Below are 20,321 nucleotides of genomic sequence, written 5' to 3'. Positions count from 1 at the left end.
GGCCGCTGACCCGTAATGTGGCTAAGGTGCGGCACTACTACTCCGTAGACGCGATCCGCCAGGCCGAGGCTCCGCTGCTGGCCAGCCTGCCCGACGGGGCCCTGATGAGGCGGGCCGCGTTCGGCCTCGCCGCGGAGATCGTCGCCGAGTTGCGCGCTCGCACCGGCGGGGTGGCCGGCCGCCGGGTGTGCGCGGTCGTCGGCTCCGGCGACAACGGTGGTGACGCGCTGTGGGCCGCCACCTTTGTGCGCCGTCGCGGCGCGGCCGCCGACGCGGTGCTGCTCAACCCGGAACGCACGCACCGCAAGGGGCTGGCGGCGTTCCGGAAGGCCGGCGGCCGGATCGTCGAAAGCGTCTCGCCGGCAACCGATCTCGTCATCGACGGGGTGGTGGGCATCTCCGGCTCCGGGCCGTTGCGCCCGGCCGCGGCCGAGGTGTTCGCCGCGGTCGACGATGCCGGCATCCCGGTGGTCGCGGTCGACATCCCCAGCGGGGTCGACGTGGCGACCGGGGCGGTGACGGGGCCCGCGGTGCGCGCCGCGGCGACCGTGACCTTCGGCGGCCTCAAGCCCGTGCACGCGCTCCGCGACTGCGGGCGCGTCACGCTGATCGACATCGGGCTGGATCTGCCGGAGACCGACGTGCTGGGCTTCGAGGCGGCCGACGTGGCCGCGCGCTGGCCGGTGCCCGGACCCCACGACGACAAATACACCCAGGGTGTGACCGGTGTGATGGCCGGCTCCTCGACGTATCCCGGGGCGGCGGTGCTGTGCACCGGGGCGGCCGTCGCGGCGACCTCCGGCATGGTCCGCTACGCCGGCAGCGCGCACCGTGAGGTGCTGGCGCACTGGCCGGAGGTGATCGCGTCACCCACGCCCGCGTCGGCCGGGCGGGTCCAATCCTGGGTCGTCGGGCCGGGATTGGGCACCGACGACGCCGGGGCCGCCGCATTGTGGTTCGCGCTGGAGACCGACCTGCCGGTGATCGTGGACGCCGACGGGCTGACCATCCTGGCGGCGCACCCCGAGTTGGCCGCCAACCGCACCGCGCCGACGGTGCTGACGCCCCACGCCGGTGAATTCGCCCGCCTGGCGGGCAGTCCCCCCGGCGACGACCGCGTGGGCGCATGCCGGAAATTGGCCGACACCTTCGGCGCCACCGTGCTGCTGAAGGGGAACGTCACCGTCGTCGCCGATCCGGGCGGTCCGGTGTACCTCAACCCGGCCGGGCAATCCTGGGCGGCCACCGCCGGCTCCGGTGACGTGCTGTCCGGCATGATCGGCGCGCTGCTCGCGGCGGGCCTGCCGGCGGTCGAGGCGGCCGCGGCGGCCGCGTTCGTCCACGCGCGGGCGGCGGCGTTGTCGGCCGCCGACCCGGGCCCCGGTGACGCGCCGACGTCATCGTCCCGCATGGTTCCGCACATCAGGGCGGCGCTGGCCGCCCTCTAGGAAGGATTCTCACCCGTGCCTCAACACCCGTCGCTGCCCGCGCACTCGATCGCCCCGGCCTACACCGGCCGCCTGTTCACCGCGCCCGTCCCGGCGCTGCGGATGCCCGACGAATCGATGGACCCCGAGGCCGCCTACCGCTTCATCCACGACGAGCTGATGCTCGACGGCAGTTCCCGGCTGAACCTGGCGACCTTCGTGACCACCTGGATGGACCCCGAGGCCGGCCGGCTGATGGCCGAGACGTTCGACAAGAACATGATCGACAAGGACGAATACCCGGCGACCGCCGCGATCGAGCAGCGCTGCGTGTGCATGGTGGCCGACCTGTTCCACGCGGACGGCCTCGACGACGCCGACCCCTACAGCGCGTGCGGGGTGTCCACGATCGGCTCCAGCGAGGCCGTCATGCTCGGCGGCCTGGCCATGAAATGGCGCTGGCGGCAGAAGGTCGGCAAGGACTGGAAGGGCCGCACCCCCAACCTGGTGATGGGCTCCAACGTGCAGGTGGTCTGGGAGAAGTTCTGCCGCTACTTCGACGTCGAACCCCGCTACCTGCCCATGGAGGAGGGGCGCTACGTCATCACCCCCGAACAGGTCATCGACGCCGTCGACGAGGACACCATCGGCGTGGTGGCGATCCTGGGCACCACCTACACCGGTGAGCTGGAACCCGTCGCCGACATCTGCGGCGCGCTGGACAAGCTGGCGGCCGGCGGGGGCGTGGACGTGCCGGTGCACGTCGACGCCGCCAGCGGCGGGTTCGTGGTGCCCTTCCTGCACCCCGAGCTGAAGTGGGATTTCCGGCTGCCCCGGGTGGTGTCGATCAACGTCAGCGGGCACAAGTACGGGCTGACCTATCCCGGTGTGGGCTTCGTGGTGTGGCGCAGCAAGGAGTACCTGCCCGAGGAACTGGTGTTCCGGGTCAATTACCTCGGCGGCGACATGCCCACCTTCACGCTGAACTTCTCCCGGCCCGGCAACCAGGTGGTCGGCCAGTACTACAACTTCCTGCGGCTGGGCCGCGACGGCTACACCAAGGTGATGCAGGCGCTGTCCGGGACGGCGCGGTGGCTGGGCGAGCAGTTGCGGGTGAGCGAGCGTTGCGAGCTGATCTCCGACGGGTCGGCGATCCCGGTGGTCGCCTTCCGGCTCGCCGGGGATCGCGGCTACACCGAGTTCGACGTCTCGCACGAGCTGCGCACCTACGGCTGGCAGGTGCCCGCCTACACCATGCCCGACAACGCCACCGACGTGTCGGTGCTGCGCATCGTGGTACGCGAGGGGCTTTCGGCCGACCTGGCCCGCGCGCTGCACGACGACGCCGTCTCGGCGCTGACCTCGCTGGACAAGCTCAAGCCTGGCGGCCATTACGAGGCGCAGCACTTCGCGCACTGAGCGATGGGCCGGCTGCCGCCGCGGACCGAATGCGCGTGTTGCCCGCCTCACAGCGACAGCGCGCCGCCCGCGGGGGAGACGCGGCGCCTTCCGGCGCCGAGACGGGGCGCCTTCCGGCGCTGACGTCGTCGCTTGTCGCTCCGAGGCGGGCACATCGGGCGCCGTCAGAACGGGGGAGTTATGTGGCCACTGTGACGAATGGGGCAAGGCTGGGCCTGCGGCCGGCCGCGCCTGCGGCCGATTCTGGGACAATGGCGGCCATGAATGGGCGGGCCGTTGCGCCGATCTCCCTGACGCCGGGCCTCGTCGCCGAGGCCCTGGTCGACCTGGGCGCCATCGAACACAACGTGCGGTTGCTGTGCGAGCACGCCGGCCGCGCGCAGGTGATGGCCGTCGTCAAGGCCGACGGTTACGGCCACGGCGCCACCCGGGCCGCCCGCGCGGCGCTGGCCGGCGGTGCCGCCGAGCTGGGCGTCGCCACGGTCGCCGAGGCGCTGGCGCTGCGCGCCGACGGCATCGGCGCACCGGTGCTGGCGTGGCTGCACCCGCCCGGCATCGACTTCGGGCCCGCGCTGCTGGCCGACGTCGAGATCGCCGTGTCCTCGGAGCGCCAGCTCGACGAGCTGCTGGACGCGGCGCGCCGCACCGGCCGGGCCGCGACGGTCTCGGTGAAGGTGGATACGGGGCTGAACCGCAACGGCGTCCACCCGTCGCGGTACCCGTCGATGCTGGCCGCGCTGCGCCGCGCCGTCGCCGAGGATGCCATCCGCCTGCGCGGGCTGATGTCACACATGGTGTTCGCCGATCAACCGGCCAACCCCGTCAATGACCTTCAGGCCCAACGGTTCAGCGACATGCTGGCGCAGGCGGGCGCACAGGGGGTGGGGTTCGAGGTCGCGCACCTGGCGAACTCATCGGCCACCATGTCGCGTCCCGACCTTGCCTTCGACCTGGTGCGGCCCGGTGTCGCGGTGTACGGCCTGAGCCCGGTGCCCGAGCTCGGCGACATGGGGCTGATCCCGGCGATGACGGTGAAATGCCCTGTCGCGCTGGTGAAGTCGATCCGCGCCGGGGAGAGCGTGTCGTACGGGCACACCTGGACCGCGGAGCGCGACACCACTCTGGCCCTGCTGCCCGTCGGTTACGCGGACGGCGTGTTCCGTTCGCTGGGGGGACGATTGGAGGTGTTGATCAACGGCAAGCGCCGCCCGGGCGTCGGCCGGATCTGCATGGACCAGTTCGTCGTCGACCTCGGCCCCGGCCGCACCGACGTGACCGAGGGTGACGAGGCGATCTTGTTCGGGCCCGGCACCGGCGGGGAACCCACCGCGCAGGACTGGGCCGACCTGCTCGGCACCATCCACTACGAAGTGGTGACCAGCCCGCGCGGGCGCATCACCCGGACCTACCGCGAGGCGCAAACCATTGAGCCGTGAGAGAACTCGCAGGCGCCAACGGGGGAGGGCTTGGTTCGCGGGAGGGGCGGGGTTGACGGCCCTCGCCACCATCGTGGGAGCCTCGGCCCGCCGCTCGATGGTCCAGCGCACCCGTGGCGGCGAAGACCCTTACGCCGACGAGGATTTCGACAGGATCGACGACGACCGCCGCTCCGTGGTGACCACCCCGGACGGGGTGTCGTTGGCGATTCGCGAGGCCGGCCCCGCGGACGCCCCGCTGACCATGGTCTTCGTCCACGGGTTCTGCCTGCGGATGGGCGCCTTTCATTTCCAGCGGACGCGGCTGCCCCAGCATCTGGGCCCAGGCGTCCGGATGGTCTTCTACGACCAGCGCGGGCACGGGCAATCCGACGAGGCGCCGCCCCAGAGCTACACGCTGACCCAACTCGGTAGGGACCTGGAAAGCGTGCTTCAGGTGGTGGCGCCGCGCGGAATGGTCGTGCTGGTCGGGCACTCCATGGGCGGCATGACGGTGTTGTCGCACGCCCGCCAATTCCCCGACCAGTACGGGCGCCGGATCGTCGGCGCCGCGTTGATCTCCTCAGCGGCCGAGGGCGTCGCCAGGTCCCCGCTCGGCGAGATCCTGAAAAACCCTGCGTTGGAAGCATTTCGGTTCACCGCACGCTCCGCGCCCAAGCTGATGCACCGCGGCCGCAACGTGTCGCGTTCGCTGATCGGGCCGGTCCTGCGGGCCGCCTCCTACAGCGACCTGCACGTCAGCCGCAGCCTGGACGCCTTCTCGCAGCGGATGATGAACGGCACACCGATCCCGACCATGGTCGAGTTCCTGGATGCCCTGGAAGCCCACGACGAGACCGCCGGCCTGTGGACCCTGCTGCGCGTCCCCACGCTGATCGCCTGCGGTGACCACGACCTGCTGACACCGGACGAATACTCCCGCAAGATGGCGGCCTCGCTGCCGCAATCCGAGCTGGTCATCGTTCGCGGGGCCAGCCACCTCGCGCTGCTGGACAAGCCCGAGGCGATCAACGACGGGTTGGTCCGGCTGGTCAAGCGGGCCACCCCGGGCCGCGTCGCCCTGGCCGCCCGGTGGATGCGGGAAAGGCTGCGGCGCCGTGGCTAGCCCGGATGGCGGTGACCCGCCGCGCCCGGCTTCGCCGCGCTTGCGATCACCGCAGGCGGATGGCGGTGACCCGCCGCGCCCGGCTTCGCCGCGCTTGCGATCACCGCAGGCGGATGACGCGGGCACGGCCACCCTCGAACGGGTCGAGGACACCGTCGCCCTGGGGTCTCGGCTGGGCGAGCAGCTGAAGGCGGGGGACGTCGTGGTGCTCACCGGCCCGCTCGGCGCGGGAAAGACCGTCCTGGCCAAGGGGATTGCCGCGGCGATGGACGTCGACGGCCCGGTCACCTCGCCGTCGTACGTGCTGGCGCGGGTGCACCCGCCGCGGCGGCCGGGGACACCGACGATGATTCATGTCGACATGTACCGGCTTTTGGACCACGACGGCGCCGACCTGCTCGGCGAGCTCGACTCGCTCGACCTCGACACCGACCTCGACGGCGCGGTGGTGGTCGTGGAGTGGGGCGAAGGCATCGTCGAGCGCCTCGCCGAGCGGCACCTCGACGTTCGTCTGGAACGCCTCAGCGGTTCGGACGTGCGGATCGCCTCGTGGCAGTGGGTTCGGTCGTGAGTATCGTTCTGGCGCTCGACACCGCGACCCCGGCCGTGACGGCCGGGATCGTGCGGCGCGACGACCTGAGCGTGCTGGCCGAGCGGGTCACCGTCGACGCCCGGGCGCACGCCGAACGGCTGACCCCGAACGTGGTGGCCGCCCTCGCCGACGCGGGGCTGACGATGAGCGATCTGGAGGCCGTCGTGGTCGGCTGCGGCCCCGGCCCGTTCACCGGCCTGCGGGCCGGAATGGCGACCGCATCCGCCTACGGACACGCGCTGGACATCCCGGTGCGCGGCGTGTGCAGCTTGGACGCGATCGGGGTGCGGACCACCGGCGAGACGCTGGTGGTCACCGACGCCCGGCGGCGCGAGATCTACTGGGCCCGTTACCGCGACGGGTTCCGGATGGAAGGACCCGGGGTCAACGCCCCGGCCGACGTCGACCCCGGCCCGGCCCAGGCGGTGGCCGGCTCGAAGGAGCACGCCGCCCTGTTCGGATTGCCGCACCGCGGGCCCGTCTACCCCACGCCGGCCGGGCTCGTCGCCGCGGTGCCCGACTGGTCGCAGCGCCCGCTGCCGTTGGTGGCGCTGTATCTTCGCCGCCCGGACGCCAAGCCGATGGCGGCGCGGCAGTGACCGCCACCCGTGAGCCCGTGACGCTCGGCGCGCTTACCGCCGCCGACGCGACTCGCTGCGCCGAGCTGGAACGCCAACTGTTCGACGGCGACGACCCGTGGCCCGCCGCGGCGTTCAACCGGGAACTGGCCAGCCCCCACAACCATTACGTCGGCGCGCGCGCCGGCGGCACCCTGGTCGGGTACGCCGGAATCTCGCGGCTGGGCCGCACCCCGCCGTTCGAGTACGAGGTCCACACCATCGGCGTCGACCCCGCGTATCAGGGACAGGGCATCGGGCGCCGGTTGCTCGACGAGCTGCTGGTCTTCGCCGACGGGGGCGTCGTCTTCCTGGAGGTGCGCACCGACAACGAGGCGGCCATCGGGCTGTACCGCAGCGTGGGCTTCGAACAGATCGGCCTGCGCAGGCGCTACTACCGCGCCAGCGGCGCCGACGCCTACACGATGCGCCGGGGGGCCCGCTGATGAGGACGATTCTGGCCATCGAAACCTCTTGCGACGAAACGGGAGTCGGCATCGCCCGGCTGGACGCCGACGGCACCGTGACGCTGCTGGCCGACGAGGTGGCCTCCAGCGTCGACGAGCACGTCCGCTTCGGCGGCGTGGTCCCGGAGATCGCCTCCCGGGCGCACCTGGAGGCCCTCGGCCCCGCCATGCGCCGCGCGCTAGAGGCGGCCGGCGTGCGCAAGCCCGACATCGTCGCCGCCACGATCGGGCCCGGCCTGGCCGGCGCGCTGCTGGTGGGCGTGGCTGCCGCCAAGGCCTATTCGGCCGCGTGGGGGGTGCCGTTCTACGCCGTCAACCACCTGGGCGGGCATCTGGCCGCCGACGTCTACGAACACGGGCCGCTGCCCGAATGCGTGGCGCTGCTGGTGTCCGGTGGACACACCCACCTGCTGCACGTGCGTTCGCTCGGCGAACCGATCGTCGAGCTCGGCAGCACCGTCGACGACGCCGCCGGCGAGGCCTACGACAAGGTGGCCCGTCTGCTGGGGCTGGGCTACCCGGGCGGCAAGGTGCTCGACGAACTGGCCCGCAGCGGCGACCGCGACGCGGTCACGTTCCCGCGCGGCATGACGGGACCGGGCGACGACCCGTACTCCTTCAGCTTCTCGGGGCTCAAGACGGCCGTCGCCCGCTACCTGGAGAGTCACCCGGACGCGGTGAACGCCGACGTGGCCGCGGGGTTCCAGGAGGCCGTCGCCGACGTGCTGACCATGAAGGCCGTGCGCGCCGCGACGGGGCTCGCCGTCTCGACCCTGCTGATCGCCGGCGGGGTGGCCGCCAACTCGCGGCTGCGGGAGTTGGCCGAGCAGCGGTGCGCGGCGGCCGGGCTGACGCTGCGGGTCCCCCGCCCCCGGCTCTGTACCGACAATGGGGCAATGATCGCGTCCTTCGCCGCGCACCTGGTGGCCGCCGGGGCGCGGCAGTCACCGCTGGACGCGCCCAGCGACCCGGGCCTGCCGGTGGTAAAAGCCCAGGTGACGTGATCGCTTATAGCGAATACCCGGTACGCAGCGGGGCGCCCTTGAGTGCTAGCACTCTCGTGTATAGAGTGCTAGGTGGCAATCGGCCAAACCCTGTGCCGGCACCCGCGACGACGGCGCTCGGGCACGGACGACTGCCGAATCCCTTGATAATTCTGGGGCACCCCGCCCCGGACCCGATCTAACTAGTGGAGGGCTCCAATCGTGGCGAAGGTGAACATCAAGCCACTCGAGGACAAGATTCTCGTGCAGGCCAACGAGGCCGAGACCACGACCGCGTCCGGTCTGGTCATTCCTGACACCGCCAAGGAGAAGCCGCAGGAAGGCACCGTCGTCGCAGTCGGTCCCGGCCGCTGGGACGAGGACGGCGAGAAGCGGATTCCGCTCGACGTCTCGGAAGGCGACACCGTCATCTACAGCAAGTACGGCGGCACCGAGATCAAGTACAACGGCGAGGAGTACCTGATCCTGTCGGCGCGCGACGTGCTGGCCGTCGTATCGAAGTAAGCACCGTGGCCCGCCCCGGCGATCCCCGCGCATGGCCGCGGGTGATTTCCGGGGCGGCGCCATTTGAACGTCGTGGTGATCGCAAGCGCGGCGGAGCCGGGCGAGGCGGGTCGCCACCATTTGAACGTCGTGGTGATCGCAAGCGCGGCGGAGCCGGGCGAAGCGGGTCGCCACCATTTGAACGTCGTGGTGATCGCAAGCGCGGCGGAGCCGGGCGAAGCGGGTCGCCACCATTCAAACGAGGAGCCTGATGAGCAAGGTTATTGAGTACGACGAGACCGCGCGCCGCGCGATCGAGGCCGGCGTCAACGCGCTCGCCGACGCGGTGCGGGTGACCCTGGGGCCGCGCGGCCGGCATGTGGTGCTGGCCAAGGCCTTTGGCGGGCCCGCGGTCACCAACGACGGCGTGACCGTCGCGCGCGAGATCGAGCTGGAAGACCCGTTCGAGAACCTGGGCGCCCAGCTGGTCAAGTCGGTGGCCACCAAGACCAACGACGTGGCGGGCGACGGCACCACCACCGCGACCGTGCTGGCGCAGGCCCTGGTCAAGGGCGGCCTGCGCCTGGTTGCGGCCGGCGCCAACCCGATCGAGCTCGGCATCGGAATTTCGAAGGCGGCCGACGCGGCGTCCGAGGCGCTGCTGGCCGCGGCCACCCCGGTGTCCGGCAAGGACGGCATCGCTCAGGTGGCGACGGTGTCGTCGCGTGACGAGAGGCTCGGCGAGCTGGTCGGCGAGGCGATGACCAAGGTGGGTGCCGACGGCGTGGTCAGCGTCGAAGAGTCCTCGACCCTGAGCACCGAGCTGGAGTTCACCGAGGGCGTCGGCTTCGACAAGGGTTTCCTGTCGGCGTATTTCGTCACCGACTTCGACGCGCAGGAAGCCGTGCTGGACGAGCCGCTGATCCTGCTGCACCAGGAGAAGATCAGCTCGCTGCCCGACCTGCTGCCCATGCTGGAGAAGGTCGCCGAGTCGGGCAAGCCGCTGCTGATCATCGCCGAGGACATCGAGGGTGAGGCCCTGGCCACGCTCGTGGTCAACTCGATCCGCAAGACGCTCAAGGCGGTTGCGGTCAAGGCGCCGTTCTTCGGCGACCGGCGCAAGGCCTTCCTCGAGGACCTGGCGGTGGTGACCGGCGGGCAGGTGATCAACCCCGACGCCGGCCTGCTGCTGCGCGAGGTCGGCACCGATGTGCTGGGCTCGGCCCGGCGTGTGGTGGTCAGCAAGGACGACACCATCATCGTCGACGGCGGCGGCTCCAAGGACGCGGTCGACGCGCGCATCAAGCAGCTGCGCGCCGAGATCGAGGCGAGCGACTCCGACTGGGACCGCGAGAAGCTGCAGGAGCGGCTGGCCAAGCTGGCCGGCGGCGTGGCCGTGATCAAGGTGGGGGCCGCGACCGAAACGGCGCTCAAGGAACGCAAGGAAAGCGTCGAGGACGCGGTCGCGGCGGCCAAGGCCGCCGTCGAGGAGGGCATCGTCGCGGGCGGCGGCTCGGCCCTCATCGGGGCACGCAACGCGCTGAAGGAGCTGCGCGGATCGCTGTCCGGCGATCAGGCCGCCGGCGTCGACGTGTTCGCCGAGGCGCTGGCCGCGCCGCTGTACTGGATCGCCACCAACGCCGGCCTGGACGGCGCGGTTGCGGTGAGCAAGGTCAGCGAGTTGCCGGCCGGGCACGGGCTCAACGCGGACAAGCTCACCTACGGCGACCTGATCGGCGACGGCGTGATCGACCCCGTCAAGGTGACCCGGTCCGCGGTGGTCAACGCGGCGTCGGTGGCGCGCATGGTGCTGACCACCGAGACGGCGATCGTCGACAAGCCCGCCGACGAGCACGACGACCACGGCCACGGCCACGGCCATCACCACCACTAGTCGGTAGATCAGCGAGGCCCCCGTATCCCCTTCGGAACGGGGGCCTTCGCTTTGGCCTCGCCGCGGCCTCCCGAAGGCTAGTCCGATCGCCCCGGAGCAGATAGTATCAATCGATACAGTATGATCTGAAACGGAAATTGGAACCAGTGTAGGTAGGCGACCATGGACGTATACGAGGCAGTCACAAGCCGACGGGCGGTGCGCGGATTCACCGACCAGCCCGTTCCGAGAGATGTGCTGGAGCGTGTGCTGTCCGTTGCGGCATGGTCGCCTTCGGGGTCGAACATCCAGCCGTGGAACTCGTACGTGGTGACCGGAACGCTGCTGGACGAGCTCAAGACGCGCGCCGTCGAGCGCGTCGCCCACGGCGATCCCTGGGACGAGCGGGAGTACCAGATGTACCCGCCCGCAATGAAGTCGCCGTACAGCGACCGCCGGTCCGCCTTCGGCAAGGAGCGGTACAGCGCGCTCGGCATCGCGCGCGAGGATTGGGAGGCACGCCAGAGGGCGGCCATCGCGAACTGGAACTGTTTCGGTGCCCCTGCCGCGCTGTTCTGCTACATCGACCGCGACCTTGGCGTGGCCCAGTGGGCCGATGTCGGCATGTATTTGCAGACGATCATGCTGCTACTACGCGCGGAGGGGTTGCACAGCTGCCCACAGATGGCGTGGTCGCAGGTCCGCGAAACAGTCGCGGAGGTCCTGTCCCCGCCGGATGGACTGATCCTGTTCTGCGGCATGTCGATCGGGTTCGAGGACCCGGCGGTGAAGTATGCGCGCACGGGCCGGGCACCGCTGGATGAGACGGTCACATTCGTCGACGACGAGTCGGCCGGTCCCCGCAAGGTTGAACATTCCATCCGGGCCGAGTCCGGTGTTCGCATTGGATGAAGGATGCGCGCACGATGACCGGTGACGCTTCTGGGCACGCCACCCCCGCGCGTGCGACCGACCGCCCCGGCGATCCGTCGCCATTCGCTCTCGGCTTGCTTCTGCGCCGGGCGCACTGGCGCGCAGCCGCGGTGATGTCGGAGGCGCTTCGGCCCCTGGCCATCGATTTGCGACATTTCGCCGTGCTGCTCGTCCTCGTCAACCGCGGGCCCACGGAGCAACGGGACCTGGTCGAGGCGACGGGTTCGGACAAGGCGGGCATCATGCGCGTCGTGGACGATCTCGAACGCAAGGGGCTCGCCGTCCGCAAATCCGTCCCGAACGACCGCCGGGTGCGAGCGGTCGAGATCACCCCGAAGGGGTTGAAGGTTTTCGACGCCGCGCACGGCGCGGCCGAGCCACTGGCTGCGCGCCTGGTATCGGTGTTGGGCCCGGGCGAGGCGGAACGGCTGACGGATCTTCTCACTCGGTTCACCGCTTCCGCCGAACAGTAGACGCCGTGAAGATGGCATTCATGGACAAGCCCATCTTTTCGGTCACTCCCGGCTACGGGGAGCGCCAGCTACGGGACTTTCACTACTCACAGGTCGTCCGGTATGGCGACCGGGTAGAGACCGCCGGGCAGGGCGGGTGGGACGACGACCGGCGTTATCCGGAGTCAGTGCGCGACGAAATCATTCAGGCCTTCGACAACGTCGAGCGGACGCTGGCGACAGCGGGAGCCTCGTGGCGGCAAGTGGTAACCGTGCACTCGTATCACCTGCCGGATCCGAACGGCCGGATCGGTCGCGAGCACCTCGACACCATGGTCGAACAGCTCCGCCTCCGCACGGGTGACCGCGCCCCGCTGTGGACGTGCCTCGGCGTCGCCGCGCTGGCGGGTCCACAGATGCGCGTCGAGATACAAGTCGCCGCGATCGTCGAGGACGACGACTGAGCGCAGGGGCTTGATTCCCCGCACTCGGCTTGTTGGGATCGGTAGCAAGGCGGGGCTAGTGCACTGGTTGCCAGAGAACGGCACCAGGAGAGGACGGTCATCATGCCACTTGCCCACATGACGAAGAGTCTCATCGCGGCCGCACTGCTCGCGGGGGGTACCGCGCTCACCGGGTGGGGTGTGGGCACCGCGCACGCGGATACGATGGAACCGCACCGCTGGTGCCCGGGCAACCCGAAACAGATGCCCTACGTCGTGAACCAGTACATCGACTGGGACTGGAACGTGTGCCACACCTGGTACCCGACCCAATACGGGATGGGCAACGTCACCATGCAGGGCCGGCCGACCTCGATCTGGGACGGCGACAACCCGCCGATCGAGGCGATCACCATCAGGCATTGCCCGCCGATCAGCTTCATGTGCCCCTAGAGCCGACGCGCCCCGGTCACCGGCCGGGGCGTTTTCGTCGCGGGGCGGCCATCGGCGTCTAATCTCGCGCCATGGACCGCTTCGTGCAGTGGGCGTGGGACCGGTTCGGCACGCGGTATTCGTGGGTGGTCTTCGGGGTCTCCATCCTGGTGCCGTCGCCGATATATCTGTTCTTGTCTTGTGCCCAGGTGGCATTCGAGAGATCGGATCGCTACCCCGACGCGGTGGCCGCCACTGCGGTCACCATGTTGGTGTTGGCGTACGGAATCGTGCTGCCCGGCCAGGGCGCATGGCGGCTCGCCGAGCGATGGGCGGCCGGTAAGGCGGTGGATCCGGAGAGCGCACTGCGGGCCACCTACACCTGGTCGCGCCGTGCCGTCCTCCGGGGGTTGGCGGTCGTCACCGCGTGCGGCGCCGTGCTGTCGGTCGCCGTCGGGGTGATTGTCGGCGCGGCCGGACCGCGGCTGGCCGAGTATGCGGTCCTGGGTGGCCTCGTCGGCGCCGTTTCACACCTGGTCGGCGTGCACAGCGTGCCGGAAGGGCCGATGCGGCCGGTTCGGGCCGCCATCGCCGGCGACTCGGCGATCGGTGACTCCCTGCCCCGGTCTCGCCCCAGCTTCGCCGCGTGGTCGAACCTGGCCATCCTCGCGGTCGCGTTCGGTTTCTCCATGGGGGGCGCGATGGTCGCCGGTGAGTTCGACCGGGCCCGGCAATCCCCCCTGCTGTGGGTGGGCATCGCCTGCGTGCTGACCCTGGGGCTCGCCGTGCCGATCACCGTCATCAGCGTGTTCGCGCCCTCCCTGCAGCCGATCCGGGAGCTTGCCGAAGGCACCAAACGCGTTGCGGCCGGGGACTACTCGCGACGCCTGCCGGTGGTCCAAGACGACGACCTCGGCGCGTTGGCGGGGTCGTTCAACCGCATGCAGGCCGGTCTGGCCGAGCGGCAACGGCTTCACGCCGCGTTCGGGAGCTACGTCGACCCGGCCTTGGCGGCACGGCTGCTCGAGCAGGGCGACGACGTGTTCACGGGTGAGCGTCGCGAAGTGAGCGTGATGTTCGTCGACATTCGCGATTTCACGCCGTTCGCCGAGGCGCACACCGCCGAGGAGACCGTCGCCCATCTCAACGCATTGTTCGAGATCGTCGTGCCCGTCGTCGTCGAGGCCGGCGGCCACGTGAACAAGTTTCTCGGCGACGGCGCGCTGGCCGTCTTCGGCGCTCCCAACGAGCTTGCCATGCATGCCGACGCCGCGCTGAGCGCCGCGGCGTCGATCAGCAGCCTCGCCGCCGAGCGATTCGCCGGGGAGCTCCGCATCGGCATCGGCATCAACACCGGTGTGGTGATCGCCGGAACCATCGGCGGCGGAGGCAAACTCGAGTTCACCCTCATCGGTGACGCCGTCAATGTGGCGGCCCGCGTCGAACAGCTCACCAAAAACACCGGTGACGTGATCCTGCTGACTCAGCAAACCGCCGACGCGTTGGTTTCCCGACCGCCGGGGCTAGCCGATCGTGGATCACATGCCCTGAAGGGCAAGTCAGCCACTACCCGGGTCTTCGGGTTCGCCGCTGGCATTGGTTCTCATCGCCCCGGCTGAATTGCCTGACGCCTGCCGTCCCGGTGATCCGCGGCGCCGGTAGGGCCGCGACACGCGTCAACTCGGCGGGTTCTGCGTCCTGCCGGGATTCGGAAATGCCGGGTTGGTGTAGGCCGGCGTCTCGGGCTCCTGGCCGAGACTCGGAGACTCGACTGGCGCTGGTCCGGACTCCGGCTCACCCGGGGGAGTCGGCTGTGCCCGATGTTCGGGCGGTGGCGGCTTGGGCACCAGGTAGTTTCTCCACGCGCCCGGTGGGTTCGGGGCAGGGCCGACCGTGTTATCCGGCCAGCGCCATGAACAGCCACCGGAAGCACCCCCGAAATCGCCTGCCGGAATGGTCAATCCGAAACCCATGAAACTTCCACCGATGATGGAGTTGCCACCCGGGCCACCCATGTTCCAGCCGCCATACTCGCAGTGCCAGTGGGTGCTGTTCTCCTCGACGGGGAAATCGCAGTAGTACGTCGTTGCCCCAGCCTCGAAAGTACTTCCGCCGACACCGGGATAGTCGCAGACCCCGGGGCCGGGGATGTTGCCGCCCGGCCCGGCCCAGGCCGTGGGGGCGTTGAGGATTGCCCACAACGTAACCCCCGGTGCCACAAGGAGTTTGATTGTCTTGCCGATGGACTCTTTCATTGTGAGCGTCTTCTCACTTCGACGCCGGCGCGTCCTTCGCGATACTCATCAGCCGTGTGGAATGCGACCGTATTCCGTTCATCGCGCTGAGTAGGCATTGTCGATGACATGTCTTCACCACCAGAATCAAAGCTGCGGCTGGCTTCAGGCCCCGACCTGAACCGTAGTACTGCTTCACGTTTTGATATCTCGTTTCCGGCGAATTCGAAGCCACTCTTCGCTACGGCCGCCCCGCGCGGCGTGCCTTCGGTCGCGGCGGTCGTGGGCAAGCTGTGCCCGATCGTGCCGATTGCTAAGCTGACCGCACCATGACGTGGGGGGCGTGAGCGTGAGTTATCCGCAGCAGTGGCCACCGCAACCACCGCAGTACCCCAGGCAATGGTCTCCGCCGTACCCGCCGCCGGCGCCCCCGCCGCGCAAGACCAATGTCGTGCTGATCGTTGTGCTTACGGTCGCCGCGCTCGTCGTTCTCATACCGGCGGCGTTGGTCGGTTTTTTCGTGATCCGCGACGTGGCCCGCGACGGTCTCGACGGGCGCGGCGGAATCAAGAAAGCCACGACCATCTCGGCCTTCGATGTGGTGTGCGATCGCGGGTCAATCAGCAACGCCGCCACGTACGGGAAGCCGTACAAGATCGTGGCGTTCGGTCCGGACGAGCGGCCGAACCCGATGAGCCAAGTGACATCCGATCATTGGAGCCAACTCGCGCTCGATCCCCGTGCCGATTACCACGTCAGCCCCGATGACTTCCAGTCGGCGAATGTTGTTGCCTGCCTTACCCGTAAATCCGGAACCGAGGTGAAGGCACTCACCTGCAATTTCCAGACCGACGCAGGCGAACACGTGACCGTCGATTACTACGCCGTGCAGTACGACATCGAGCTTCGCGAAGCCAGGACCGGCAAGCACATCGAACAACTGGGACCGGTGGACGGTCCCTCGGCCAGCTGCCCGTTCCTGCTGTGGGTCAAAAAGCGCGATCCGAAGATGTACGCGGAACCGGATGCCGCGGCGGTCGATGCTAAGCTCGCCGAGTTCGCCCACCGGTAATCGGTGAGCGCGTTCTGGCTGTACACCGAACCGGCCGGCAGTGGATCATGGTGCGGTGACGCAGCCTGACGACTACCGATCCCTGTACAAGTCCTATCTCGAACACTGCAACGAGCACGATTTCGATTCGATGGCCTCGTTCTACACGCCCACCATCAAGGTCAACGGTGTCCCCATGGATCCGGCCTCGGTTACCGACCAATTCGCGCCCGTGATCGCCGCGTTCCCCGACTGGCACTGGGAGATGAGACACATCGTCGTCGACGAGGAGAACATCGTGGTGCACTTCGAGGTCACCGGCACCCACCGGGGAACGTTCCAGGGAATCGAGGCGACCGGTCGGCGGGTGAGCATTTCCGAATTCACCCTCTACCGCGTCGAGGAGGGCAAGTTCGCGGAGGTGTGGGACCTCGTCGACATGGCCGCGCTGATCACACAGATCAGTTGAGGCGTCGCACCGACAAGCGCTCGCGCCCTTCGTCGTTCACGTTTGAAGCCCGACGATGACGATGATCACGCCCGCGATGACGGCCACGGCCAGTGAGAGCAACAGGAAACTGACCACCCACTCCTTGGCCGCCGAGGCCTCGTGGTCGGCCGCCGCGATCGGCGCGAGCCTGCGGCCCGCGCCCCACGCCGCCGCGAGCAGGGTCGCGAGCCAGTTCGCGTAGGCGGCGTACACGATCAGCGCGACGGCGGTAACCCCCCAGGCGTGGGGCAGGTGCAGGTGCGGCCAGAGCAGACCGATCAGCACGAGGAACATGCCGTTGAGGACGGCCTCGAGGTGGCTCGACAGCGCCATACGCGGATTCTTCAGCGCCGCGACCGCGAACCCGGTCAGCAGGCCGATCAAGAACAGGACCAGCCCGAGCGTGAACAGCACCGTCTGCATGTCAGCACACTAGGGGCCCGGGAGCTGCGCGTGTGCCGTTATCGCGATCTGCTTGCCTCGCGAGACATAAACGGCTGCGGGCGTTCTCGGCGTGTCGTCGCAGAGATTTATGTGTCGTGGCGGCTCGTGACCGCGCCGGTGCCGGGTCAGCGGGTTCCGGGCGGAAGGCTGGGCGGCGTCGTCACGGTCGTGGTCGGCAGTGTCGACGTGTAGCTCGGGCTGCTGGTGACGGTGACGGTGCTGGTGCTGGTGCTGGTCGACGGCGGCGGCACTTCGGTAGTCGTCGTGATCGTCGTGACGGAGGTCGTCGTCGAGGTGGACGACGTCGTCGTCGCGGACGCCGCGGCGAGCACCCCGCAGGCCACCCGCTTGCCCGACTCACCGGTCGAAGCCCCGCTCAGGTTGTCGGCGTTCTGGTGCACGATCAGCGCGGTGCCCGAGCTGTTTCTCAGGTCCGAGGCCGTGAGCAAGCTGGTGGTGGTGACGAGTTTCGCCGAGCCGTCGTTGCGCACCTGCAAGGCGGTCAGGTCACCGCTGGCGGGGAAACCCGTGTGACCCTGCGCCTGGTAGACCGATCCCGCGGACTCGAAGTCCCCCTCGCATTTGCCGACCGCGTGGATCATCAGCGCGTGGAAACCCGGGCTCAGCACCTGGTTGGGTCCGGCCTCCACGGTCACGGTCGCGTACCCGTTCGCGAAATCGATGGTGGCGGTGCCGACCTGGTTTCCGTCGGTGCTCTTGAGCTGCGTGGTCATCCGCTCCGTGCCCGGAGGCGCGCTGGAGGACGTCGACGTGCCGGATTGGCCACCCTGCTGGTTTGCGCATGCTGCCAATGGTGCGATGGTCGCGGCGAGCGCCACGGCCGCGAGGGATACGCCCTTGTTCATGGGCCGGGCCTACCCCAATTGGTCGCGGTTGAAACGGCTACAGCGAACTCAGCAAGGCGGCCCGGCCGCGGACGCGAAGCTTGTTGATGGTGGACTGCCGCAATCGGCCGATGCGCTCGACCATTCGGTCGCCCAGCGCGTAGAGCAACCGCGTCGGCGATTCGTTCAACTGAGGTGTGCGCGCCTAGGCCGAGCGGCGAATGCCGCGCGTGCGGCCGATGTCGCCCTTCAGCAGCAGGTCGCGCTCGGATTCCGAGAGGCCACCCCAAACCCCGTACGGCTCACCAACTTCCAGGGCGTGCGAACGGCACTCCTGGATGACCGGGCACTGGCGGCACATCTCTTTCGCGCGCTGCTCGCGCTGCATGCGGGCGCGGCCGCGCTCACCGTCGGGATGGAAGAACATCGACGAGTCAACGCCGCGGCACAAGCCCTGCAGTTGCCAGTTCCAGATGTCGGCGTTGGGTCCAGGTAGCTGCTCCGGCTGTGGCATTGGTGTCTCCCTCTCTGCACGGCACGCCCAGTAAGGTCAGGTTCGCGAAGCGATTGTGCAACTGAAATGAAGCGGCGTCACCGATGACTACCCGTCATGCGTAGACGTTAGGGGTGACGGCGAATTTGCGTCAATAGCCACTTAGCCCGGCAAAGTATGTAATGGTTATAAAAGAATTAACGTCGCGTTCATACGTCAACCATTGGCGAAACACGCTCCGTGCTACCAGGCACTTGACCGAAACGAGATTTCCCAGTTCACGGGGCAGGGGAGGGTCGGCCGCGATTAGTACAGGGCCCGCTGTGATTAACAGTTCGGTAACGCGAACAGCACAAACTGTTTACTACCATCGCCGTGATTGAAACTCGTCACACTTTCGTGATTGGCCGGGCGTTGGCCGCCGCCGCCTTCGGCGACCGGCCCGGCACGTGGCCGCTGCCGACGGCGGTCACCCCCGACGATCTGTGGCTGCGCGCCGTCGCCGCCGGCGGACAGGGCCGCTACGGCAGCGCCTACCGCGATCTGGCGGAGCTGCGGCGCAGCGCCCCCGCCGGGCGGCTGGTCTCGCTGGCCCACAGCACGCAGGGATCCTTTCTGCGCCAACTCGGTTGGCACGATCTGGCGCGGGGCTGGGACGGTCGCGCCCTGGCGCTGGCGGGTGGGGACCCCGAGGCGTGCGGCGACGCCCTCATCGGATTGGCGGCCGACGCGCTGGGCGTCGGCCGCTTCCCGGCCGCCGCGACGTTGTTGCGGCGCGCGGATTCCGTGCTGGGCGGCGCCGGACCGATACCCGACCGGCTGCCGATACGGCGACGGTGGGTGTGCGCCGAGCTGGCGATGGCTCAGGGCGACGGCGAAACGGCCGTCCGCCATGCGAACGAAGCGGTGGACCTGGCCGGCGCCATGGCCGTGGCGTCCGCGCGGCACGCGGTGAAGAGCCAAGTCGTGCTGGCGGCCGCCCTCTGCAGCGCCGGGGCCGTCGAGCGGGCCCGAGCGGTGGCCGAGGGCGCGCTCGACGCGACCGGGGCGCTCGGGCTGGTCCCGCTGCGGTGGGCGTTGGCGTGCTTGCTGATTGATCTCGGAAGCGTCACCTTTTCGACACAACAGCTGCGGGGAATTCGTGATGTCTCCGCAGGCCACGTGCGGCGCGCCGGTGCGACGTGGCGTTCCGCTTGAAATGGCCTTGCGCCCGTTATTGTCAGTTCGTTAGTTAGCCCGGTTAGCCCGCGATGTGTCCGGTTCGTAACGTTGGAGATACCGCCGTCGATGACAATTCAAGGGGATCGTCTCGACGCTGTGGTTGCCAAGGCCGTGGCGGGGGACAGTAACGCACTACGGGAGGTGCTGGAGACCATCCGTCCGATTGTCGTGCGCTATTGCCGCGCGCGGGTCGGGACAGTCGAGCGGGGCGGCCTGTCAGCGGATGACGTGGCACAGGAGGTGTGCTTGGCGACTATCACGGCGCTGCCGCGTTACCGGGATCGGGGACGCCCCTTTCTCGCTTTCCTCTACGGCATCGCGGCCCACAAGGTCGCCGACGCCCATCGCGCCGCCGGCCGCGATCTGTCCTACCCCACCGAAGTGATCCCCGAGCGCTGGTCTTCGGATGCCGGCCCGGAACAGCGGGCCATCGAAGCCGATTCGGTCAGCCGGATGAGCGAACTGCTCGAGATCCTGCCCGCCAAGCAGCGCGAGATCCTGATCCTGCGCGTCGTCGTCGGCCTGTCCGCCGAGGAGACCGCGTCCGCCGTGGGCAGCACCACCGGAGCCGTCCGGGTGGCCCAGCACCGCGCGCTGTCCCGCCTCAAATCCGAGATGATCGCGGCAGGTGACTGTGCCTGAATCCCTGGACGAATTCGCCCGCACCGATCTGCTTCTCGACGCGCTCGCCGAGCGGCGGCCGGTGCACGTCGGCGATCCCGACACCGACGCGATGGCCACCCTGCTGGAGGACTGGCGCGACAACCTGCGCTGGCCACCGGCCAGCGCGCTGGTGTCGGCCGAGGAGGCCGTCGGCGCCCTGCGCGCCGGATTGGCCGAGCGCCGCCGCAGCCGTCGGG

Annotated in this window: 27 protein-coding genes; 22 read left to right on the top strand and 5 right to left on the bottom strand. The window is 69.2% G+C overall.

Features of this window, described 5'->3' with window-relative positions; translation table 11 throughout:
* Positions 1-26 precede the first annotated feature (26 nt).
* The 16 genes from A9X03_RS26380 to A9X03_RS26310 all read left to right on the top strand — a co-directional run bounded on the left by A9X03_RS26380 (position 27) and on the right by A9X03_RS26310 (position 14,302).
* On the top strand, positions 27-1,448 hold the full coding sequence (locus tag A9X03_RS26380; RefSeq protein WP_068263787.1) for a bifunctional ADP-dependent NAD(P)H-hydrate dehydratase/NAD(P)H-hydrate epimerase: 1,422 nt from the start codon (positions 27-29) through the stop codon (positions 1,446-1,448).
* 15 nt (positions 1,449-1,463) lie between these two features.
* Positions 1,464-2,846, top strand: coding sequence for a glutamate decarboxylase (locus A9X03_RS26375; RefSeq protein WP_067754490.1), 1,383 nt, complete (start codon positions 1,464-1,466; stop codon positions 2,844-2,846).
* A gap of 260 nt (positions 2,847-3,106) precedes the next feature.
* The gene (gene alr / locus A9X03_RS26370; protein WP_369831421.1) at positions 3,107-4,282 is read left to right on the top strand and encodes an alanine racemase; all 1,176 of its coding nucleotides are present in this window, start codon (positions 3,107-3,109) and stop codon (positions 4,280-4,282) included.
* A 52-nt stretch (positions 4,283-4,334) separates the two neighbouring features.
* Positions 4,335-5,387 carry an alpha/beta fold hydrolase gene (locus tag A9X03_RS26365; RefSeq protein WP_197696150.1) on the top strand — a complete coding sequence of 351 codons (1,053 nt, stop codon included), beginning with the start codon at positions 4,335-4,337 and terminating at the stop codon, positions 5,385-5,387.
* 94 nt (positions 5,388-5,481) lie between these two features.
* Entirely contained in the window at positions 5,482-5,958 is a 477-nt protein-coding gene (tsaE, locus tag A9X03_RS26360) for a tRNA (adenosine(37)-N6)-threonylcarbamoyltransferase complex ATPase subunit type 1 TsaE (protein ID WP_068018572.1), read from the top strand.
* Positions 5,955-6,578, top strand: coding sequence for a tRNA (adenosine(37)-N6)-threonylcarbamoyltransferase complex dimerization subunit type 1 TsaB (tsaB, locus tag A9X03_RS26355; protein ID WP_067778595.1), 624 nt, complete (start codon positions 5,955-5,957; stop codon positions 6,576-6,578). The genes tsaE and tsaB overlap by 4 nt, the downstream gene beginning before the upstream one ends.
* A complete protein-coding gene (gene rimI, locus A9X03_RS26350) occupies positions 6,575-7,042 on the top strand; it encodes a ribosomal protein S18-alanine N-acetyltransferase (RefSeq protein ID WP_067754502.1) in 468 nt (155 codons plus the stop codon). The genes tsaB and rimI overlap by 4 nt, the downstream gene beginning before the upstream one ends.
* Positions 7,042-8,067 (top strand): tRNA (adenosine(37)-N6)-threonylcarbamoyltransferase complex transferase subunit TsaD, encoded by a 1,026-nt coding sequence (gene tsaD, locus A9X03_RS26345; protein WP_068263763.1) that lies wholly within the window; start codon positions 7,042-7,044, stop codon positions 8,065-8,067. Before rimI ends, tsaD begins: the two co-directional genes overlap by 1 nt.
* A 201-nt stretch (positions 8,068-8,268) precedes the next feature.
* Positions 8,269-8,571 (top strand): co-chaperone GroES, encoded by a 303-nt coding sequence (gene groES / locus A9X03_RS26340; protein ID WP_007167930.1) that lies wholly within the window; start codon positions 8,269-8,271, stop codon positions 8,569-8,571.
* Positions 8,572-8,643: 72 nt separating this feature from the next.
* On the top strand, positions 8,644-8,838 hold the full coding sequence (locus A9X03_RS29545) for a 2-isopropylmalate synthase (RefSeq protein WP_369831422.1): 195 nt from the start codon (positions 8,644-8,646) through the stop codon (positions 8,836-8,838).
* Positions 8,822-10,444: a chaperonin GroEL gene (gene groL / locus A9X03_RS26335; RefSeq protein ID WP_067778582.1), complete on the top strand. Its 1,623-nt coding sequence runs from the start codon at positions 8,822-8,824 to the stop codon at positions 10,442-10,444. Before A9X03_RS29545 ends, groL begins: the two co-directional genes overlap by 17 nt.
* A gap of 162 nt (positions 10,445-10,606) precedes the next feature.
* Positions 10,607-11,335, top strand: coding sequence for a nitroreductase (locus A9X03_RS26330; RefSeq protein ID WP_082954809.1), 729 nt, complete (start codon positions 10,607-10,609; stop codon positions 11,333-11,335).
* Positions 11,336-11,349: 14 nt separating this feature from the next.
* Positions 11,350-11,829, top strand: a complete 480-nt coding sequence (locus A9X03_RS26325; protein WP_067754622.1) for a MarR family winged helix-turn-helix transcriptional regulator — start codon at positions 11,350-11,352, stop codon at positions 11,827-11,829.
* Between the two features lie 20 nt (positions 11,830-11,849).
* Positions 11,850-12,272 carry a Rid family hydrolase gene (locus A9X03_RS26320; protein ID WP_067754625.1) on the top strand — a complete coding sequence of 141 codons (423 nt, stop codon included), beginning with the start codon at positions 11,850-11,852 and terminating at the stop codon, positions 12,270-12,272.
* 117 nt (positions 12,273-12,389) lie between these two features.
* Positions 12,390-12,704: a hypothetical protein gene (locus A9X03_RS26315; protein ID WP_067754511.1), complete on the top strand. Its 315-nt coding sequence runs from the start codon at positions 12,390-12,392 to the stop codon at positions 12,702-12,704.
* Between the two features lie 71 nt (positions 12,705-12,775).
* Complete coding sequence (locus tag A9X03_RS26310; protein ID WP_068263761.1) at positions 12,776-14,302, top strand: adenylate/guanylate cyclase domain-containing protein; 1,527 nt, start codon at positions 12,776-12,778, stop codon at positions 14,300-14,302.
* Between the two features lie 57 nt (positions 14,303-14,359).
* Here the strand turns inward: A9X03_RS26310 and A9X03_RS29540 are convergent, their stop codons facing one another.
* Positions 14,360-14,938 carry a hypothetical protein gene (locus A9X03_RS29540; protein WP_156746684.1) on the bottom strand — a complete coding sequence of 193 codons (579 nt, stop codon included), beginning with the start codon at positions 14,936-14,938 and terminating at the stop codon, positions 14,360-14,362.
* Between the two features lie 108 nt (positions 14,939-15,046).
* Between A9X03_RS29540 and A9X03_RS29535 the strand changes: the two genes are divergently transcribed.
* From A9X03_RS29535 to A9X03_RS26300, 3 genes are all read left to right on the top strand, one after another.
* Complete coding sequence (locus A9X03_RS29535) at positions 15,047-15,250, top strand: hypothetical protein (RefSeq protein ID WP_156675714.1); 204 nt, start codon at positions 15,047-15,049, stop codon at positions 15,248-15,250.
* A gap of 118 nt (positions 15,251-15,368) precedes the next feature.
* Positions 15,369-15,989: a hypothetical protein gene (locus A9X03_RS26305; protein WP_231975471.1), complete on the top strand. Its 621-nt coding sequence runs from the start codon at positions 15,369-15,371 to the stop codon at positions 15,987-15,989.
* Between the two features lie 55 nt (positions 15,990-16,044).
* A complete protein-coding gene (locus A9X03_RS26300; protein ID WP_197498861.1) occupies positions 16,045-16,437 on the top strand; it encodes an ester cyclase in 393 nt (130 codons plus the stop codon).
* Between the two features lie 36 nt (positions 16,438-16,473).
* Here the strand turns inward: A9X03_RS26300 and A9X03_RS26295 are convergent, their stop codons facing one another.
* The 4 genes from A9X03_RS26295 to A9X03_RS26285 all read right to left on the bottom strand — a co-directional run bounded on the left by A9X03_RS26295 (position 16,474) and on the right by A9X03_RS26285 (position 18,261).
* Positions 16,474-16,881 (bottom strand): hydrogenase, encoded by a 408-nt coding sequence (locus A9X03_RS26295; protein ID WP_067754520.1) that lies wholly within the window; start codon positions 16,879-16,881, stop codon positions 16,474-16,476.
* 146 nt (positions 16,882-17,027) lie between these two features.
* Positions 17,028-17,768 carry a superoxide dismutase family protein gene (locus A9X03_RS26290; RefSeq protein ID WP_067779740.1) on the bottom strand — a complete coding sequence of 247 codons (741 nt, stop codon included), beginning with the start codon at positions 17,766-17,768 and terminating at the stop codon, positions 17,028-17,030.
* A 37-nt stretch (positions 17,769-17,805) separates the two neighbouring features.
* Positions 17,806-17,937 carry a hypothetical protein gene (locus tag A9X03_RS30655; RefSeq protein ID WP_255396750.1) on the bottom strand — a complete coding sequence of 44 codons (132 nt, stop codon included), beginning with the start codon at positions 17,935-17,937 and terminating at the stop codon, positions 17,806-17,808.
* A gap of 15 nt (positions 17,938-17,952) precedes the next feature.
* Positions 17,953-18,261, bottom strand: coding sequence for a WhiB family transcriptional regulator (locus A9X03_RS26285; protein WP_046184677.1), 309 nt, complete (start codon positions 18,259-18,261; stop codon positions 17,953-17,955).
* Positions 18,262-18,615: 354 nt separating this feature from the next.
* On the opposite strand from A9X03_RS26285, the gene A9X03_RS26280 reads away from it, so the two are divergent.
* The 3 genes from A9X03_RS26280 to A9X03_RS26270 form a co-directional block, all read left to right on the top strand.
* The gene (locus tag A9X03_RS26280) at positions 18,616-19,437 is read left to right on the top strand and encodes a hypothetical protein (RefSeq protein WP_068263758.1); all 822 of its coding nucleotides are present in this window, start codon (positions 18,616-18,618) and stop codon (positions 19,435-19,437) included.
* A gap of 90 nt (positions 19,438-19,527) precedes the next feature.
* Positions 19,528-20,103 carry a sigma-70 family RNA polymerase sigma factor gene (locus tag A9X03_RS26275; RefSeq protein ID WP_066945594.1) on the top strand — a complete coding sequence of 192 codons (576 nt, stop codon included), beginning with the start codon at positions 19,528-19,530 and terminating at the stop codon, positions 20,101-20,103.
* The coding region (locus A9X03_RS26270) for an anti-sigma-D factor RsdA (RefSeq protein ID WP_255396749.1) at positions 20,090-20,321 on the top strand (232 nt) is incomplete at its 3' end. The genes A9X03_RS26275 and A9X03_RS26270, both read left to right, overlap by 14 nt.

This window comes from Mycobacterium sp. E1715 (assembly GCF_001667625.1).
GTDB lineage: Bacteria > Actinomycetota > Actinomycetes > Mycobacteriales > Mycobacteriaceae > Mycobacterium.
The sequence above is the reverse complement of the archived record's forward strand: the minus strand, read 5'-3'. Positions and strand labels throughout refer to the sequence as shown.

Coding starts and splice junctions, on each gene's coding strand:
- groL (WP_067778582.1), top strand. CDS start 8,822: ATGAGCAAGGTTATTGAGTACGACGAGACCGCGCGCCGCGCGATCGAG.
- A9X03_RS26315 (WP_067754511.1), top strand. CDS start 12,390: ATGACGAAGAGTCTCATCGCGGCCGCACTGCTCGCGGGGGGTACCGCG.
- A9X03_RS26295 (WP_067754520.1), bottom strand. CDS start 16,881: ATGCAGACGGTGCTGTTCACGCTCGGGCTGGTCCTGTTCTTGATCGGC.
- A9X03_RS29540 (WP_156746684.1), bottom strand. CDS start 14,938: ATGAAAGAGTCCATCGGCAAGACAATCAAACTCCTTGTGGCACCGGGG.
- tsaD (WP_068263763.1), top strand. CDS start 7,042: ATGAGGACGATTCTGGCCATCGAAACCTCTTGCGACGAAACGGGAGTC.
- A9X03_RS26325 (WP_067754622.1), top strand. CDS start 11,350: ATGACCGGTGACGCTTCTGGGCACGCCACCCCCGCGCGTGCGACCGAC.
- A9X03_RS26290 (WP_067779740.1), bottom strand. CDS start 17,768: ATGAACAAGGGCGTATCCCTCGCGGCCGTGGCGCTCGCCGCGACCATC.
- alr (WP_369831421.1), top strand. CDS start 3,107: ATGAATGGGCGGGCCGTTGCGCCGATCTCCCTGACGCCGGGCCTCGTC.
- A9X03_RS26285 (WP_046184677.1), bottom strand. CDS start 18,261: ATGCCACAGCCGGAGCAGCTACCTGGACCCAACGCCGACATCTGGAAC.
- A9X03_RS29535 (WP_156675714.1), top strand. CDS start 15,047: ATGTCTTCACCACCAGAATCAAAGCTGCGGCTGGCTTCAGGCCCCGAC.
- A9X03_RS26330 (WP_082954809.1), top strand. CDS start 10,607: ATGGACGTATACGAGGCAGTCACAAGCCGACGGGCGGTGCGCGGATTC.
- A9X03_RS26275 (WP_066945594.1), top strand. CDS start 19,528: ATGACAATTCAAGGGGATCGTCTCGACGCTGTGGTTGCCAAGGCCGTG.
- A9X03_RS26310 (WP_068263761.1), top strand. CDS start 12,776: ATGGACCGCTTCGTGCAGTGGGCGTGGGACCGGTTCGGCACGCGGTAT.
- A9X03_RS26320 (WP_067754625.1), top strand. CDS start 11,850: ATGGACAAGCCCATCTTTTCGGTCACTCCCGGCTACGGGGAGCGCCAG.